General features: G+C 41.4%; 14 protein-coding genes. 11 read left to right on the top strand and 3 right to left on the bottom strand.

Annotated elements, in window-relative coordinates; all coding sequences use genetic code 11:
* The first annotated feature begins 77 nt into the window (after nucleotides 1–77).
* From BMZ93_RS04345 to BMZ93_RS06585, 3 genes are all read left to right on the top strand, one after another.
* Nucleotides 78–1,415, top strand: a complete 1,338-nt coding sequence (locus BMZ93_RS04345; RefSeq protein WP_091502550.1) for a collagen binding domain-containing protein — start codon at nucleotides 78–80, stop codon at nucleotides 1,413–1,415.
* A gap of 179 nt (nucleotides 1,416–1,594) precedes the next feature.
* Nucleotides 1,595–2,974: a TDT family transporter gene (locus tag BMZ93_RS04350; RefSeq protein WP_091502552.1), complete on the top strand. Its 1,380-nt coding sequence runs from the start codon at nucleotides 1,595–1,597 to the stop codon at nucleotides 2,972–2,974.
* Between the two features lie 284 nt (nucleotides 2,975–3,258).
* The gene (locus tag BMZ93_RS06585; protein WP_159427787.1) at nucleotides 3,259–3,417 is read left to right on the top strand and encodes a hypothetical protein; all 159 of its coding nucleotides are present in this window, start codon (nucleotides 3,259–3,261) and stop codon (nucleotides 3,415–3,417) included.
* Nucleotides 3,418–3,478: 61 nt separating this feature from the next.
* Here BMZ93_RS06585 and BMZ93_RS04355 read toward each other — a convergent pair whose 3' ends face one another.
* Entirely contained in the window at nucleotides 3,479–4,510 is a 1,032-nt protein-coding gene (locus BMZ93_RS04355; RefSeq protein ID WP_091502554.1) for a DUF6287 domain-containing protein, read from the bottom strand.
* A gap of 415 nt (nucleotides 4,511–4,925) precedes the next feature.
* Between BMZ93_RS04355 and BMZ93_RS04360 the strand changes: the two genes are divergently transcribed.
* The 3 genes from BMZ93_RS04360 to BMZ93_RS04370 are packed head-to-tail and all read left to right on the top strand — an operon-like array spanning nucleotide 4,926 to nucleotide 10,866.
* Nucleotides 4,926–7,679: a class I SAM-dependent DNA methyltransferase gene (locus BMZ93_RS04360; RefSeq protein WP_091502556.1), complete on the top strand. Its 2,754-nt coding sequence runs from the start codon at nucleotides 4,926–4,928 to the stop codon at nucleotides 7,677–7,679.
* A gap of 51 nt (nucleotides 7,680–7,730) precedes the next feature.
* Complete coding sequence (locus BMZ93_RS04365; protein WP_091502558.1) at nucleotides 7,731–9,695, top strand: DEAD/DEAH box helicase; 1,965 nt, start codon at nucleotides 7,731–7,733, stop codon at nucleotides 9,693–9,695.
* A complete protein-coding gene (locus BMZ93_RS04370; protein WP_091502560.1) occupies nucleotides 9,688–10,866 on the top strand; it encodes a GIY-YIG nuclease family protein in 1,179 nt (392 codons plus the stop codon). The genes BMZ93_RS04365 and BMZ93_RS04370 overlap by 8 nt, the downstream gene beginning before the upstream one ends.
* Nucleotides 10,867–10,978: 112 nt before the next feature.
* On the opposite strand, the gene BMZ93_RS04375 is transcribed toward BMZ93_RS04370, so the two are convergent.
* Nucleotides 10,979–11,542, bottom strand: coding sequence for an FUSC family protein (locus BMZ93_RS04375; RefSeq protein ID WP_091502561.1), 564 nt, complete (start codon nucleotides 11,540–11,542; stop codon nucleotides 10,979–10,981).
* A gap of 90 nt (nucleotides 11,543–11,632) precedes the next feature.
* On the opposite strand from BMZ93_RS04375, the gene BMZ93_RS04380 reads away from it, so the two are divergent.
* From BMZ93_RS04380 to BMZ93_RS04400, 5 genes are all read left to right on the top strand, one after another.
* Entirely contained in the window at nucleotides 11,633–12,376 is a 744-nt protein-coding gene (locus BMZ93_RS04380; RefSeq protein ID WP_091502563.1) for a nitroreductase family protein, read from the top strand.
* Nucleotides 12,377–12,505: 129 nt separating this feature from the next.
* The gene (gene groES / locus BMZ93_RS04385; protein WP_091502565.1) at nucleotides 12,506–12,790 is read left to right on the top strand and encodes a co-chaperone GroES; all 285 of its coding nucleotides are present in this window, start codon (nucleotides 12,506–12,508) and stop codon (nucleotides 12,788–12,790) included.
* A 75-nt stretch (nucleotides 12,791–12,865) separates the two neighbouring features.
* Nucleotides 12,866–14,494 carry a chaperonin GroEL gene (gene groL, locus BMZ93_RS04390; protein ID WP_091502566.1) on the top strand — a complete coding sequence of 543 codons (1,629 nt, stop codon included), beginning with the start codon at nucleotides 12,866–12,868 and terminating at the stop codon, nucleotides 14,492–14,494.
* Between the two features lie 121 nt (nucleotides 14,495–14,615).
* Nucleotides 14,616–15,059 (top strand): DUF3290 family protein, encoded by a 444-nt coding sequence (locus BMZ93_RS04395; RefSeq protein ID WP_091502568.1) that lies wholly within the window; start codon nucleotides 14,616–14,618, stop codon nucleotides 15,057–15,059.
* The gene (locus BMZ93_RS04400; protein ID WP_091502570.1) at nucleotides 15,059–15,703 is read left to right on the top strand and encodes a DUF421 domain-containing protein; all 645 of its coding nucleotides are present in this window, start codon (nucleotides 15,059–15,061) and stop codon (nucleotides 15,701–15,703) included. The genes BMZ93_RS04395 and BMZ93_RS04400 overlap by 1 nt, the downstream gene beginning before the upstream one ends.
* A gap of 238 nt (nucleotides 15,704–15,941) precedes the next feature.
* Here the strand turns inward: BMZ93_RS04400 and rpiA are convergent, their stop codons facing one another.
* Entirely contained in the window at nucleotides 15,942–16,622 is a 681-nt protein-coding gene (gene rpiA / locus BMZ93_RS04405) for a ribose-5-phosphate isomerase RpiA (protein WP_091502572.1), read from the bottom strand.
* Between the last annotated feature and the right edge of the window lie 5 nt (nucleotides 16,623–16,627).

Raw genomic sequence — 16,627 nt, forward strand, 5'->3', positions numbered from 1 at the left:
AAGGAACTAAACTGAATAGCTACCGGAACAGAGTGGCAGGTCAGCTTAGAATTAAGCAACCGTTTTGGAGCACTGCTATGACAGTTAATCAACATTCACAATATAAGAGCCAACAGAAGGCGATGATGGCAAAGTTCTTTATCTTGCCAGTCGTTGTTCTCTTGGCACTGTTCTCAATGGCCACTTTGGGGATGAAGGGTCTGACAAATGCGGATAGTATGGTATCTGCTAAGGCCTTAAACCCAAATGACTGTGTGAGCGGCGTTAAACTGTCCGATCTTTCTCACCCATCTGATACGACCTATAGTTATTACGATACGGTGCAAGCAAAGTGGACTTTTAACATTCCAACCGACCAAGACATCGAGGCCGGTGATACTTTGACGCTTCCAATCCCTAGCGGATTGACACCTTTGTCTGATGATTCCTTCGATATTAAGTCACCAAATGGTGACGTCTTTGCCCACGTTGTCGTGGATAAGGAATCTGGAACCGTTAAGTTGACCTTTGAAGAACCAGCTTCCATCGCCAACAAGGATCACGCGGTCAAGGGTGACATGGAATTACCACTGACCTTTAAGGGCGGTGCGGTAACACCAGGTGCTAACAACAACATCGACTGGGGAATTAACGGTTGGGTAACACCAGTTCACATTGATCCAAATGACACACCTGATGCCACAGAAGAAATCTTCAAGTGGTCATACTTCGATCAAACTGATGAGAACCTAATCCACTGGCGTGTTCGTTACAATGCTTTGAGCAACATGACGACAACCAACGGAACGATGACCGATACGGTTTATGGTACGAACCACTCCTTGGTTGCTAGTTCAATCCATGCCTACGTGGTAAACTATACCGCTGGTGCACAGCACTACAACGTGGTTTCTGAAATTCCAGCTAGCCAGGTTCACCAAACTGGTACCAACAGCTTTACCGTTAACATCGGTAACCTTCCTTCTAATGAAGGTGTTGTCCTTGAATACGATACCCGCATCACGGATGGTCGTATCTCACCAGCTTATGGTAATGGTGCAACCTTCACCAACAACGGTGTTCAAGGTCCTACTGCCGATGCTTGGCAGGCTGTAACAAAGGGTGGCGGTGGCGCTGATAACAACGATACACCAGTTAACCCAACGCCAAATCCTACGCCAACACCTACACCAACGCCTACACCAGCACCAACCCCTAACAAGGGCGGCGGTGATAACGACAACGGTGGCAATGGTGGTAACGGAAACGATAACACCAATACCAAGAAGGCTACGAACCAAAGCAAGAACCGTACCCGCAATTACACGGCTTTGCCATCAACTGCTAAGCAGGATAACCATGCCGGCTTAATCTTCATGTCAATGGCAACAGCAATTGCTGCAGGCTTAACTGGATTGTTTGGACGTAAGCACTAATAAGTAACTTCAAAAGTCGCTGGCTCGAAAGAGCGGGCGGCTTTTTTGTGTGCTTTGAAGGTAAAAAGAGGAATAGCAGTTTTATTAAAATACTTTAAAAATATTAATTATTGACATCTCATATTAACAAAAGTAATAAAAGTGTTATTATAAAAATAACAGATTATTGGAGGAGAATGATGGACGAGAATCAAGAGAAGATGCTGAATCAAGTCAAAGGTGAGATGCAGTACGTTGGGGCGTATTTAGACGCTGTTGATGGTAAGGACAAGTTGACCGATGAATATTGGTCTTTAAATTCAAAGGCGGATGCTTTAAAGAGTCAGCGCTCAAAAACAAGCAATCAAATTAATAATATTGCACGACGTCTTAAGTTAGGTGATGTTGGTGATATCAGTAAGCCTCGCCTCCTTGGGAGCAATTCTTCTTACTATGGACAAGTTGATCTTTCAGAATCAAAAAAGATTGGCCATGGTATTTTCGCTACTCTATTCGTTCTTGGTGCAGCGATTGCAATTATTTATCTAGTAATTACTATGGCTGTTATTGGTCAAGCGAAAGAAAACCTACAAACCGGGGTTATTCCAACACCACCAATGAGCCTCATGATAATTTCGATGTTACCTGTTTATGTTGCTTGGTTCCTTGTTTTTTGGTTAAAAAAACATCACAGTATGTTTGATAAGGTTAATCATTATTTGCCAATTCAACCTATCGTTAACTGGACTCGTTTAGCATTGCTGGTTTATTCTTTTCTTTTTGTTGAAATCATTTTATCGGGTGCGTCATATACTGGAAAAGGATCTATTATTTATCCAATTCTTACGTGGGGGATGCTTGCAGTACATCTCTTTCTTCCTATTTATGCTATTAAGCGTGGAAATCAAAAAGTTGATGATCGTTTTACCAATGAACGAAAAGCATTAAATGATAAAAATCAACGTCAATATGATAAGAAAGTCCAAGATGCCACTGAAGAATTGCAGGGTGTCCAACAAAAGCTAACCAATAACTTGCAATCATTGGATCAGGTTATTAGTAAAGTTGATGAACAAATGGAAAATGTTAAAGAACACGAACTTGTCAAGATTTCTGAAAACATCGAAAAGATTAAAGAAAGCTTACCCCAAGCCTTTCCAATGGCGGACAAGTATCGTCTAACTTTGCCATATTACCAATTGATGCTTGAAGCTATTCAAAGTCAGCAAGCCACTAACTGGGGGCATGCCAATGAATTAGCGACAGACCGTTTTGTTGAAGCTCAACATCATACAGAGTTGATGGAAGAATTGCATCACAATCAAGAGCAAACGATGGAGGGACTTGCAACGCTTGGCGCACAGATGGCACAAAATGCAAAACAAGCGCATGATGATCTAACTCAAATCGACATATCAGTTCAATCTGGTTTCTCAAATGTTCAAAGTGATTTGAAGGATGCTTCCGAGCAAATTCAAGCAAGTAACCGGGAAGTTGCTGCTGCTCAACGTGAAAGCAACGACATTGCCGCGGACACGAATCGTACATTGAACGAGATGAATGATCGCTTCAAGCGATAAGAATTCTTTTTATTAACTATTTTAGCTGTTAGCTTGAAAAAGCTGACGGCTTTTTGTGTGGACTAAGACTAGCTAACTAATCAATTTGTAAATGAAAAAGTCAAAACAGGTTGTATTCATTTCTTAAATAACCAATGTTCTCTCTTTTTCTTGCTCCTGTGGCCCCTACCTGTTTAACTAATAGCAGGAATTAAGACAGTACTCATCAATAAAAACAGACGTCGATGATCTGGATTTTAAATTACCTAGAAATTATACGTTTGAGGAAATGGAGGAGTTGCTCAATGAAAAATGAAATGCTGGCTAAATCTATCGCCAATAAATATCACAATAGTTATGCTGAATTACAGGTTAAAGCTAGTCAGGAAGAGTTTGATATTGTCTTAGGGTATATTTCGGCACTAACAAATGAAAAAATGCGTCAAAATGTCGGATTAGAATAGGATAAAATCCATCACAACAAAAAGGCCACCAGATCATCTGGTGGCCTTTTAATTTTAATTATTAATCCTGAATTATATTTTCCATCTGCTTCAACTTGTCGCTGTTCTTATACTGCTTGTAGAGAGCAGATAGAGAAGCGGTACCTTGTGTTTCGGCATCTGCCTCTTGCTCCGCACCTTCAACTAGGGTTCCTTCCTTCTTGTAGGTCACTTGGTCCCCGTTGATGTAGAAAACACCACGAACATCGGACTGGTTTTCAGTGCCAGATGGGATGTTCTGCAAACGTAGAATGTACTTGCTATTTTGCTGTTCCAACTTAATGCCATGGAAAGTCGTATCCTTTGGCACGTAGTTTTGGTTATCGTTAACGATTGGATGTGCCTTCCCGTTAATCAAATCGTCTGGGCTGGTTGCTCCCCAGTCAGACTGGAATCCGCTAGGCATACCGAGCAAGGCTAAGGCCTGCTTCTCTTTAAGAGAAAGCTGATCAACGCTAGAACTATCATCCTTAGTTTGAGAACTGTTCGATTGTGAAGTAGAGGTAGATGAATCAGCTACTTTATAGAAGTAGTTTTCATCACCCATGCTTTGTCCACAGAAGATGCGATCCTTTGATTCTGATGGGAATGAATCGGTTGAAGCCCCCTTAGGAATAAAGACAAATGGTGTAGCTGCTGATGGGCCATCTAGATTGCCATCCTTTGGTCCAACATCTGTCTTGAAAACGCCGTCTTTAATAGCAGGTGGCGTCATTGATCCCACGGCTTTCGTGTAGACAGCTAGGCTATTGGTTGTCCCACTACTCGTGTAGTTGGCTGATACTAGCCCTTTCTTATCAAAAGTGTAGCTATCACCCTTACTATTCTTCCAAGTCCCCACAACAGATGAGAAGTTCCCAGACTTAATGGCCTGAATGTCCATCGCCTTACTCTTCTTGTCGCTAGACTTTGATGTCTTCGTCTTGGTGACCTTGGCCGAAGAACTGCTGTTATTTGAAGAGCTTGAGTGGTTAGCACCCACGAAATAAAAACCACCAGCCCCAGCAATAATGACGGCACCGGCAATGCCTAATATACCTGCTTTTGAAATCATATTCTCCTTCTTACTTCCAATTAAATGGATTTTTATTCGTGAATAGTATAGCACTGTGGTGGGGATAGGACTTATGAAGGTAACTATGTTTATTTAAAAAACATTTCAGAAAATGATGCCTTAAATTAGAAAATAATTCTAATTAAAAATATAGATGTTTAATAGGCTACAAAACTAGGAAGAAAAGCGCTATTTGTTATTTAATTATACGAAATGGGGTGTAGAATAAAATAAATTAAATGTTGTATTGTTCAACAAGAAATTGTCAAAAGATTAAATTTTTAAAATCTAATAATCTATGATTGTTACTAAACTAAAGCTACTAGATGTTTATTAATAGAGCGTATGCAACGATTTTTGAAAATGGGCAATGATAAAATAAAAGTATGTATTTAAATAGGAGTTTAAGAGCAGTATGTCATTAATTGAATTGGAAGATAAATTAATTGAATTATTACGAACTGATAAACCTAATCAGTTTATATACGACTTTACAGAAATAATGGGGATACCTAAAGCTACGATAAGTCGTGCTAAGAAAAGCAATCAAGAACATGATAATTTATTTATAAAAAATAAGGTGTTTTATAGGTTAACTGAAAAAAACGTTTGGGAAGAGTTTAAAAAGGCTGAATTACTATTAAAAGACTATAAGAATATTCCAAGATTTACTATTATAACAAATTACAAATCTTTTTTAGCTAAAGATAATAAGACGATGGATACACTATTTCTTGATGATATTCAACAGTTGCCTTTTAATTATGATTTCTTTTTACCATGGCAAGGGATTGAAAAAATCGATCATGATAAAGAAAATCCAGCAGACGTAAAGGCTGCGGAACGATTTGCGAAACTTTATCAGCAGTTACAAAAAGATAATCCTAATCTGTCAGAAAAGCAGGAAGAAAATTTTAATATCTTTTTGATACGTATCTTGTTTATGTTATTTGCTGAAGATACAAATATCATCCCTCCTTCTTTATTCACCGATTCTATTCAGCGGATGACTGCTGAAGATGGATCTGATATGAATCAAGTCATTACAGATATTTTTTCTTTACTTGATAATAAAAACCGTGAAAATGTACCAACATGGCTTGAAAAATTTCCTTATGTTAATGGCCAATTATTTACTAATCCTCATGAAAAAATTAATTTTAGTGCAAAGTCACGAAGAATGATTATTGAGGCTGGAAACAGATTGAATTGGAAAGAGATTAATCCTGATATTTTTGGATCCATGGTTCAGTCTGTGGCTAGTGAGGATAATCGTAGTCATCTAGGAATGCACTATACAAGTGTTCCAAATATCATGAAGGTAATCCGTCCATTGTTTTTAGATGAATTAACGAATAAATACCATGACATTATTCAGTTAACAGATAGGCATGAGCAACAAAAAAGATTAAAACAATTACAAGTTCGTATTGCACAAATTAAACTTTTCGATCCAGCATGTGGTTCAGGTAATTTTTTGATTATCGCATATAAAGAGTTGAGAAAACTTGAAATTAATATTATAAAGCAACAAATACATTTAATTGAAAGCAGTGATTTAAAAGAAAAAAATAAATCAAGACAAATTAGGGAAATATTAGATTCAATTAATGAAATTAATTTACTTCATAAAGATAAATTAAATACTGTACACATGGGACAGTTATATGGTATTGAAATTGATTCTTTTGCTCATGAAGTTGCTAGGCTTTCTTTGTGGATAGCAGAGCATCAGATGAACGTCGAATTATCCAAGGTGATACCATATGCGGTTCGTCCTACACTACCATTACAAACAGTAGGAGATATTAAACTTGGTAATGCACTGAAAATTGATTGGCAAGAATTATTGCCCCATGAATTGAATGATGAAGTTTATATTTTTGGAAATCCGCCATATTTGGGTGGAAAAAAACAAGGGAAGAGTCAAAAAGAGGATATGAAAAATATTTTTTCTAGTTTGGTGAAAGGCTGGAAAAATATGGACTATATTTCAGGATGGTTCTTTTTGGGGAGCCAGTATATTTCTAATTCAAATGCTAAAATGGCTTTCGTTTCTACGAATTCTATTTCTCAGGGAGAACAGGTAGAAATGTTATGGCCGCTGTTATTAAAAAATAATGTAATTAGTTTTGTTTATCCTTCCTTTAAATGGAAAAATTCTGCTAGAGGAGTTGCAGGTGTGACGGTTACTATTGTTGGAATGGAGAGTGGAAACATGAAAAATATTCAACCAAGAATATATAAAGATGGATTAGTAGAAAAGGTAGATCATATCAATGCTTACTTGACAGCTGGGAATGATGTTATTGTGCAGAAAAAAAATAAACCATTATCCAAATTACCTGAGATGGATCTGGGTAGCATGCCAAAAGATGGTGGTGCCTTTAGTGTGAGTGAAGAAATGTACCTTAAAATGGTTGATCAGTATCCTAAGGTTAAAAATATATTACGTCCCTACACGGGATCAGCTGAATATATTAAAGGTACAAAGCGTTTTGTAATATGGCTCCCTAACCAAGAAGTGTACGATGAATATAAGGGAATACCTTTTATTAAAGAGCGTATTGATGCGGTTCGAGATTTTCGAAAGAATTCAAAAGCTGAATCAACACGTGAGGCGGCGAAGTACCCTTGGGCCTTTAAGCAAAGGGGAAACCAAATTAAGGCGGATGAAAAAGGTTTTAAACGGAATATCATTGTTCCGAGAGTTTCTTCAGAAAAAAGAGATTATGTTCCTTTTGGTTATGTGAGTGGGGAAACAGTAGTGTCTGATTCTGCAATGGTTATTTTTGATGCACCATTGTGGGTATTGGCTTTGTTAGAATCAAATATTCATATGGTTTGGTTGAAAGCCATAGGTGGAAAATTGGAAACTAGGTACCGATATTCTAAAGTCCTTGTTTATAATACTTTCCCAGTACCTGCAATTTCTACTCAAAGAAAAAATATGATGAGTGAGGTTATGGAAGAAATCCTAGACTTAAGAGATCAGTATGGGACAAGTTTAGCAGAACTTTATAATTCAGAGACAATGCCAGCAGATTTGAAAAAATTACATAAAAAATTAGATGGCATTGTTGAACGAGCTTATCGTCAACGACCCTTTGAAGATGATTCAGATAGGCTAAGCTTATTATTAGATTTATATGAAGATATGTCTAAATAATATCTATAGGTATTGTGCTGGAATGAAAAAATGGAGCTTTTAAGAAAATAAATGACTGAAAATATAGTTGATGTAGATTATCATGCTACTGGTAAAAGTACAAATACAAATAAACTTGGAATGCGTGAAATGCAGGCTAAGGTATATGAAAAACGAAATAGTAAATATTTGCTAGTAAAGGCTCCTCCTGCTTCCGGAAAATCACGTGCATTGATGTTTGTGGCAATTGATAAGTTAAAAAATCAGGGAATAAAAAAGGTTATCGTTGCTGTTCCTGAAAAGTCTATTGGTTCTAGTTTTAAGACAACCAATTTAAAAAAATATGGATTTTATGAGGATTGGGAGATAAAACCACAAAATAATTTAACCGCTCCCGGTAGCGATAAGGGGAAGGTGAAATCTGTTATTCGTTTTATGGAATCAGATGATCAAGTACTCGTATTGACACATGCAACATTGCGATTTGCGTATCAGGAGATACTAAATGACTCTGTATTTGATGATTGTTTAATTGCGATTGACGAGTTTCATCATGTTTCAGCTGCAGAGAATTCCGTTTTAGGTGAAGCTCTTAGAAATATCATGAAGAATTCTTCGGCTCATATTTTAGCGATGACTGGTTCTTATTTTAGAGGAGATGATACTCCTATCCTATCACCTGAGGATGAAGATAAATTTGATAAAGTAACGTATTCGTATTATGAACAATTAGATGGGTATCAGTATTTGAAATCTTTTGGTATTGGTTATAATTTTTATCAAGGAAAATATACGGACTCTATTGCTGATGTAATTGATGTGAATAAAAAAATGATTATCCATATTCCTAATGTTAATTCTTCAGAATCTTCGAAGGATAAATTGAATGAGGTAGACTCAATTATTGACACTATTGGTGACGTTGAGAGTGTTGATGATGAAACTGGAATAATATTTGTTCGAAGTAAAACAAATGGGAAACTTCTTAAAATTGCTGATTTAGTTACTGTTGAAGGCCGAGACAGGGTAGCAGAATATCTAAGGACAAAAGTAAATTCTGTAGATGATTTAGATATATTAATTGCACTTGGAATGGCTAAGGAAGGGTTTGATTGGCCATGGGCTGAATATGCATTAACAATTGGGTATCGAGGCTCTCTGACTGAAATAGTACAAATTATCGGAAGAGTTACGAGAGATAGTCCAAATAAAACGCATGCACAGTTTACTAATTTGATTGCTCAACCTGATGCGAAAGATGATGAAGTGAATTATACGGTTAACACTATGTTGAAGGCTATCACGGCATCCTTACTTATGGAACAGGTTTTGGCTCCGGACTTTAAATTTAAACCTAGGAGAAACAAAACACAAAAGTCAGATTTGACAGGCGAGCTGTTTGTTAAAGGAATTAAAGAGCCAACAACTACTGCAGTAAAAAATATTTTGAGTTCAGATTTAGTTGAGTTAAAAGAAAAAATACTATCAGATAAGAGTGTGCAGCAGTCGATGAAACTAAATATTCCGAATAGTGCTCAAATAATGAATCAAGTTCTTGTGCCAAAAGTGATTCAGGCACAATATCCTAATTTATCATCTGATGAAGTCGAGACAGTGCGTCAGCATGTTGTTGCGGATATGGTGATGCGCAATGCTAAATTTGAAACAAATAGCAACCCAGATAGTTCGGAAAGTGATGAACAAAAGTTCATTAAAATGGGGAAGAAGTTTATTAAGGTGGATGAACTTGATATAAATCTTATTGACCAAATAAATCCACTTGATAAAGCATACGAAGTGTTGTCGAGAGCAATTGATGTGCCAACTTTAAAGATTATTCAAAATGCTATTGATGCAGATAAGTATCATTTTGATAATGATGAATTAGTATATTTGGCCCCAAAAATTTTACAATTTAAGCAGGAAAACGGGTACTTGCCCCGTAAAAATAGTTCTGATGAAATGGAAGTCCGTTATGCGTATGCGTTGGCAAAATTGCAAGAGATAAAAGCTAAACGAGGCGTTAATAATGAATAAGATGTTTCATAGCTTAGATGACATTTTTTTAGATAAAGATTTTCAAAATATTTTAGATGAACAAGGGGAAAAAAACAATTCATCGAAAAAACATCCTGAAAACCCAGATATTGATAAGATAATTTCTTTGAATGCATGGTTTGAGAAAAATGGGAAAGAACCAACTAAGGCTGAAGTTGGATCTGAAGAGAGAAAACTTTATAACCAATTGGCTGGTATTCGAAACGATAAAGGTGGAAATAGAAAATCGGCACTTGCTAAATATGATCTTTATAACTTGCTGAATACAGAGAATTTTAACAACGGCGGTATTGAACAAGATACTGTTATTCCTGATCATTTTGATAGCCTTGATGATGCACTTAAAGGAGTATCTTCCCTCTTCCAAGAAGATGATGATATTAATGAAATATCTAAAAAAATTTTTGATATAAGTCAGGTAAAAAAACCGATTAAATCTCCTAAGCACGTGGGAACACGGATTGCTTCAAAAGAATTTGCTAAATATGAATCAATGTTTGAAAAGGTTCAGAAGGAAATCGCTAGTGGACAAAGAAAAATTATAAAATTTAAGAATTATGATATTCATGCTGGAAGATTTTATATTCTAAAAGGTTTAATCTGTTATATCGAGGTAATTGGTGAAGAATTTCAAGGAAGTGATAATCAACCTAATGCACGAATGAGAGTTATCTTTGAAAACGGTACGGAAAGCCAAATGTTGAGAAGAGCCTTTGGAGCCTCTATGTACTCTCGTGGTGGAAAAATTATTACTGACATTGAATCAGGAACCGTTGAGTTAAAAAATGATATTTGTTCAGGATCAATATATGTAGTGAAGAGTCTGTCCAGTAACCCTGAGATTTCTAAAATCGATAATCTATATAAAGTCGGGTATACTAGTGAATCGGTTCGACATCGAGTTGCTAATGCAGAGAACGAAGATACATATTTATATGCACCAGTGAAAATTGTTAGAGATTATCAAGTGATGAACGTTGATGCGCATAAATTTGAAACAGTATTACACCATGTTTTAGCACCAGCACAATTACAGGTTGAAATATTAGCGCCAAATGGAACTCTAATCAAACCGAGAGAGTGGTTTGTACTTTCCCTAAAAGAGATTGATGATGCCATAAATAAAATTATAGTAGAAATGCAAAAATAGTATACGCAATTGAATTGGACACTTATTTTAAAGTTTTATCACCTATAATTTAATATTCTGCGTATGATTTATACGTAATTTAAAAAGGCACCCGTAAAGGTGCCTTTTCTCATCAATCCTGATGATGCTTTGAATCAATCTTATGTACTGCTTTTTTGACGTCGGTTTCGACTTTTTCGGCGGCAACTTCGACCTTTTTGATTTCGTCGGGCATGGCGAAGCGGTTGACGACCATGGCGAAGAGAACGCCGACGAAGACGTCGAGAACACGAAGGAAGACGTAGTCGATGGTGGCATCCATGGGGATGGTCAGGGCGATCATGAGGAAGGCTGCCATACCACCAACGATGCCGACGCTTTGGTCGAGCTTGTTGTGGATGATGATGCCGAGCATGATGAGCAGGGGAACCAAGATGATGGAAACCCAGTCGGCGTTATGTGTGTACTGCCGGATGAGGTAGTAGATGATGGCGAGTCCACCACCAACGACGTTTGAGATGACACGGACTTTGGCAAAGGCCATGGTGTTGTCCCAGTTTTCGCGTAGGGCGAAGACGGCGGCAAGGGCCGGAACAAAGGCGGGTCGGTCGATGAAATGGTAAACGAGCATGACGAGCATGACGGTTAGGCCAGTTTTAAAGGTTCGTAAACCAATGTGAACGTGGAAAAAATTCATTACCTCTCCTAGATATCTATTTTTTGAAAGCGTAAAATGGCTGTAGAGCCACCCAAATATATAAGTATACAACGAAAGCAGGAGGTTGTCATGGTTGATAATGAAGTCTTAAAACAATTGCGTGAACACGAGTCCATTCGTGCCTTTCAGGAGAAGGAGGTGTCCGATGAAACGATGGACACCATCTTCGAAGCGGCCTTTGCCGGACCAAACATGCAAAACTACCAACCCGTTACCTTCATTGAAGTAACGGACCAGGCCTTGAAGCAGAAGATTACGGATACGGTCCACATGGGCTACATTGCATCAGCACCACGCTTCTACGTTGTTTGCGTGGACTGGAACCGCGATTTGATTGGTCAGTCAGAAGAAGACAAGAAGGTCATTGAAGACCGCATTCAACACTACCAGTACTTGGAAGGTGGTATTGTTTCGGCTTCCATTACCTTGGGACGTGCCCAAGTGGCTGCTGAATCACTCGGCTTGGGAACAGTGACCATGGCCGGTGTCATGGGCGCCTTTGAATTGTACGAACAGGAATTGGATTTGCCAAAGTACGTTAAGCCAATCATGGGCTTCTCCGTCGGCTACCCTGACCAGAACCCTGGCATTAAGCCAAAGCTGCCTTTGTCAGGATCAGTGATGGCAGGCAAGTATGATGAGGGTCAGGTCGAAGCGGCCGTTAAAGACTACGACAAGACCATGAAGGACTACTACGCAGACCGTGGCCAAGACACCACTTGGACGCAGCACAACGCCAAGCTCTTTAACATGATTAAGCCTGACCCACGTTTGTCGAAGTACAAAATGGATAAGGGTTTGAACTTAAAGTAATTACTGATTTAGCAGACTGCCGAAAGGCGGTCTTTTTTATTGGCTTTGTAACAAGGATGGGTTATACTAGATATGAAATTAGCAGTCCTTATAAACGAGTGCTAAAAAGAATTCATGGAGGTCATTGTGATGTTGAAACCATTAGCAGACCGGATTATTGTCCAGGTTGAAGAAACAGGTGAACAGCAGGTTGGTGGCATCGTCATTGCCCAGGCGTCGGAGCAAAAGCCGGTGACGGGTAAGGTCGTTGCAGCCGGACCTGGTCGGGTAACCGACGCGGGACAAACCCTGGCGATGACGGTTAAGGCGGGGGACACGGTCCTCTTCGACAAGTTCGCCGGTCAGGCGATCGAAGTCGATGGGCAGGACTACCTGGCCTTGCACGAAAAAGATGTCATCGGCATCTTGGATTAAGATTTGATGGGACCAGTCGGCGGGATGGCCGGACGGTCTTTTCCATAAAAAAGATTTTTAAAAGGAGTTTTAGACATGGCAAAGGAATTGAAATTTGCTGAAGACGCACGGGCCAAGATGAAGGTCGGCGTCGATAAGCTCGCAAACACAGTGAAGACAACCATCGGGCCCAAGGGTCGCAACGTTGTTTTGGAAGAATCTTACGGCTCACCAACCATCACCAACGACGGTGTAACCATCGCCAAGGCCATCGAATTGGAAGACCACTTCGAGAACATGGGCGCTAAGCTCGTGGCCGAAGTTGCCTCAAAGACCAACGACATCGCCGGTGACGGAACCACGACGGCCACGGTTTTGACCCAGGCCATCGTTGGCGAAGGCTTGAAGAACGTGACGGCCGGTGCGAACCCTGTCGGCATCCGAACTGGAATCGAGAAGGCGACGGCAGCTGCTGTGAAGAAGCTCCACGAGATGTCACACACGGTTTCAACTAAGGATGAAATCGCGCAAATTGCCTCAATTTCAGCGGCTAACGAAGAAGTTGGAAAGTTGATCGCGGACGCCATGGAAAAAGTCGGTAACGACGGTGTCATTACCATCGAGGAATCAAAGGGAATCGAGACGACTTTGAAGGTTGTCGAAGGAATGTCCTTTGACCGCGGCTACATGTCCCAGTACATGGTGACCGACAACGAGAAGATGGAAGCCAACTTGGACAACCCATACATCTTGATTACCGACAAGAAGATTGGTAACATCCAAGACATTTTGCCAGTCTTGCAGGCAGTGGTGGAGCAGGGCCGTTCAATGGTCATTATCGCCGATGATATCACCGGTGAAGCTTTGCCAACCCTTGTCTTGAACAAGATGCGTGGCACCTTCAACGTGGTTGCCGTGAAGGCGCCAGGATTTGGTGACCGTCGCAAGGCCATGTTGGAAGATATCGCTGTTTTGACCGGTGGTACGGTCATTACCGACGACCTCGGTTTGAACTTGAAGGATGTGACGGTTGAGCAATTGGGTTCAGCTAACAAGGTCAACATCTCCAAGGACAACACAACCATCGTTGAAGGAGCTGGCGACAAGGCAGCGGTTGCGGACCGTGTTGAAACGATTAAGAAGCAGATTGCGGAAACCACTTCATCATTCGACAAGGAAAAGTTGCAAGAACGCTTGGCCAAGTTGGCTGGCGGCGTGGCCGTCATCAACGTTGGTGCGGCAACCGAAACCGAGTTGAAGGAACGCAAGTACCGCATCGAAGACGCCTTGAACGCGACCCGCGCGGCCGTTGAAGAAGGCTTCGTTGCTGGTGGTGGAACGGCCTTGGTTAACGCCATGGACGCTGCCGCCTCTGTGGAAGCCGAAGGGGATGTAGCCACTGGGGTGAAGACGGTTGTAGCCGCCTTGGAAGCACCCGTTCGTCAGATTGCTGAGAACGCTGGTTACGAAGGTTCCGTCATCGTCAACAAGCTCAAGGAACAGCCAGAAGGTACCGGATACGATGCCAAGGCTGACCGCTGGGTTGACATGGTCGAAGCCGGAATTGTTGATCCAACCAAGGTCACTCGTTCGGCCTTGCAAAACGCCGCTTCTGTTTCGGCTTTGCTCTTAACGACGGAAGCCGTTGTGGCCGAAGCGCCAAAGGCTGATGATGCTGGCGCTGCCGCAATGGGCGGACAAGCTGGCATGCCGGGTATGATGTAAAAATGAAGAGGCCGTTTCTCTCATAAACGGCGGTGGAAGCGCACTGCGGTGCGCTTCTTTTTTTAGAAAAACTGTCGAAAAAAAGGCCCATTGTGCTAAAATAACAAACGTGGAGGGGCTTATGACATTTTATTCCCTAGATTATTTAGTTCATCAAAACAACATCACCAACAAGGTCTACCTGACCCTGTTGATTGTCACTTTTATCGCTGTTGGTATCGGGCTGATTGCCTCATTCCGGCATCGTTTCAACATGCGTTACCGTGACCTAACCATCATCGCCTTTCTGGCCTTCCTCTTTTTTGCCGGTTTGACTTATAACAACCTGCAAAACACGCAGACGCAGAACTCGCAGCAAAACGAGATGGCGGCCTTTGCCAAGGGCTACGCCAAGGACCAGAAGGCGAAGAAGTCCGAACTGTCCTTTAACTCGACGACCCTGCAAGACGGCATGATTGCCAAGGAGGGGAACAAGTTCTACCAGATTACCCTGTCCAAGGACCAGAAATCATACAGTCGGACCCAGGTTTATCTCATTAATGCAAAGGCGGAGGTGGCAAAGTAATGGCTGTTTATTTACCAATATTCTTAAAGCTGGGGATTGGCCTGGTAGTCATCATCTTCCAGATTAACATCTTTGGTAAGGGAAACCTGGCGCCAACCAACGCCCTGGATCAGGTTCAGAACTACGTGCTTGGTGGTATTATCGGTGGAACGATTTACTCCGATGCCATTACGGTTTTCCAGTTCATGATGGTTATGATTATCTGGACGCTGCTGGTGCTGGTGCTGAAGTTTGCCAAGGAGCACAACCGTTATGCCAAGGCCCTGCTTGATGGAAACCCTAAGATTTTGATTAACCGTGGAAAGGTTGACGTTCACGCGGTCATTGCTGCGGGACAGTCGGCTTCGAGCTTGATGTTCAAGTTGCGTGAACAGGAAGTTTACGACATTTCCAAGGTTAAGCGTGCCGTGCTAGAACAAAACGGTCAGTTGACGGTGATCGAGTACGGGGATGAATCACCTAAGTACCCAATCATCTACGATGGTCAAGCCAACGAAGATGTGTTGGTTGCTATTGAAAAGGATGAGGACTGGTTGACCCAACAGGTGGTTGAACAGGGCTACAAGGGTATTTCGGATATCTTTATTGGCGAGTACCTGTCAGGTAAGATTCGTTTGACGCCATACGATGGGGTTCGCAAGTAAGATTTGAGTTTTAATTCATTTGTAATAGGAAAAAGCCTTCTCACAGGTTTCTGTGAGAGGGCTTTTTGTGTGGGATGAGCGCGGGGGCCAGGATATGTTAGTAGGGCGAAGGAAGGGTTGAGTGGTCGGTATTCGCCCTGGGAAGGGTAGTGGGCTGGCCCCCACGGGGAGATTTTAGAGGGTTGAAGGGTGTGAATCCCTTGAGTGGCGTTGAGCCTTTGAACGACGCTTAGCCTTGCTAGTTCTTGGACAGGACCTGAACAGGGGTGGTTCCAATGATGACCTTATCGCAGATGCCGATAAAGAGGCCGTGTTCGACAACACCGGTAATGGACTTCAGTTGATCGGCCAAAGTTGTTAAATCGGTTATATGAGAGATATCAACATCGATAATGTTGTGGCCGGAGTCGGTGAGGAGGTGCTCTCGCTCGTTCTTCATCCGGAAGCGGGGATGCAGGTTCATGTGCTGGAGTGTGAGGGCGACCTGCTGGGCACCGAACTCAATTACTTCAACTGGTAGGGGGAAGGAGCCCAGTCGGTTGGACTGCTTGGATTCGTCGACAATCCAGATGTTCTTCTTGGAGCGGAGTGCGACGACCTTTTCGTATAGGAGTGCTGCACCACCGCCCTTGATGCCGTTTAGGTAGCTGTCAAATTCATCGGCGCCGTCCACGGTGACGTCGATGGCGTTGACCTCGTCGATGTCTTTGACGACCATGCCGAGCGTTCGGGCTAGTTCGGCGGACCGTTTGGAAGTGGCAACACCGGTGATTTGCCAACCGTTGGCATGGGCTTTTTCGATTAGGGCGCGGATGAAGAATGCGGCGGTTGATCCGGTTCCGAGGCCGACGACCATCCCGTCTTGGATTTCGTTCACGGCTGCAAGGGCAGCCCGTTGCTTTTGCTCTGTTGCGTTCATTGTTA

The organism is Fructobacillus durionis, assembly GCF_900112405.1.
GTDB classification, from domain to species: Bacteria; Bacillota; Bacilli; order Lactobacillales; family Lactobacillaceae; genus Fructobacillus; species Fructobacillus durionis.

What these genes read in the sequence shown, in the direction of transcription:
- BMZ93_RS04350 (WP_091502552.1), top strand. Translation starts at nt 1,595, where the DNA reads ATGGACGAGAATCAAGAGAAGATGCTGAATCAAGTCAAAGGTGAGATG.
- BMZ93_RS04345 (WP_091502550.1), top strand. Translation starts at nt 78, where the DNA reads ATGACAGTTAATCAACATTCACAATATAAGAGCCAACAGAAGGCGATG.
- BMZ93_RS04365 (WP_091502558.1), top strand. Translation starts at nt 7,731, where the DNA reads ATGACTGAAAATATAGTTGATGTAGATTATCATGCTACTGGTAAAAGT.
- BMZ93_RS04400 (WP_091502570.1), top strand. Translation starts at nt 15,059, where the DNA reads ATGGCTGTTTATTTACCAATATTCTTAAAGCTGGGGATTGGCCTGGTA.
- BMZ93_RS04395 (WP_091502568.1), top strand. Translation starts at nt 14,616, where the DNA reads ATGACATTTTATTCCCTAGATTATTTAGTTCATCAAAACAACATCACC.
- BMZ93_RS04355 (WP_091502554.1), bottom strand. Translation starts at nt 4,510, where the DNA reads ATGATTTCAAAAGCAGGTATATTAGGCATTGCCGGTGCCGTCATTATT.
- groL (WP_091502566.1), top strand. Translation starts at nt 12,866, where the DNA reads ATGGCAAAGGAATTGAAATTTGCTGAAGACGCACGGGCCAAGATGAAG.
- rpiA (WP_091502572.1), bottom strand. Translation starts at nt 16,622, where the DNA reads ATGAACGCAACAGAGCAAAAGCAACGGGCTGCCCTTGCAGCCGTGAAC.
- BMZ93_RS04370 (WP_091502560.1), top strand. Translation starts at nt 9,688, where the DNA reads ATGAATAAGATGTTTCATAGCTTAGATGACATTTTTTTAGATAAAGAT.
- BMZ93_RS04360 (WP_091502556.1), top strand. Translation starts at nt 4,926, where the DNA reads ATGTCATTAATTGAATTGGAAGATAAATTAATTGAATTATTACGAACT.
- BMZ93_RS06585 (WP_159427787.1), top strand. Translation starts at nt 3,259, where the DNA reads ATGAAAAATGAAATGCTGGCTAAATCTATCGCCAATAAATATCACAAT.
- BMZ93_RS04375 (WP_091502561.1), bottom strand. Translation starts at nt 11,542, where the DNA reads ATGAATTTTTTCCACGTTCACATTGGTTTACGAACCTTTAAAACTGGC.
- groES (WP_091502565.1), top strand. Translation starts at nt 12,506, where the DNA reads ATGTTGAAACCATTAGCAGACCGGATTATTGTCCAGGTTGAAGAAACA.
- BMZ93_RS04380 (WP_091502563.1), top strand. Translation starts at nt 11,633, where the DNA reads ATGGTTGATAATGAAGTCTTAAAACAATTGCGTGAACACGAGTCCATT.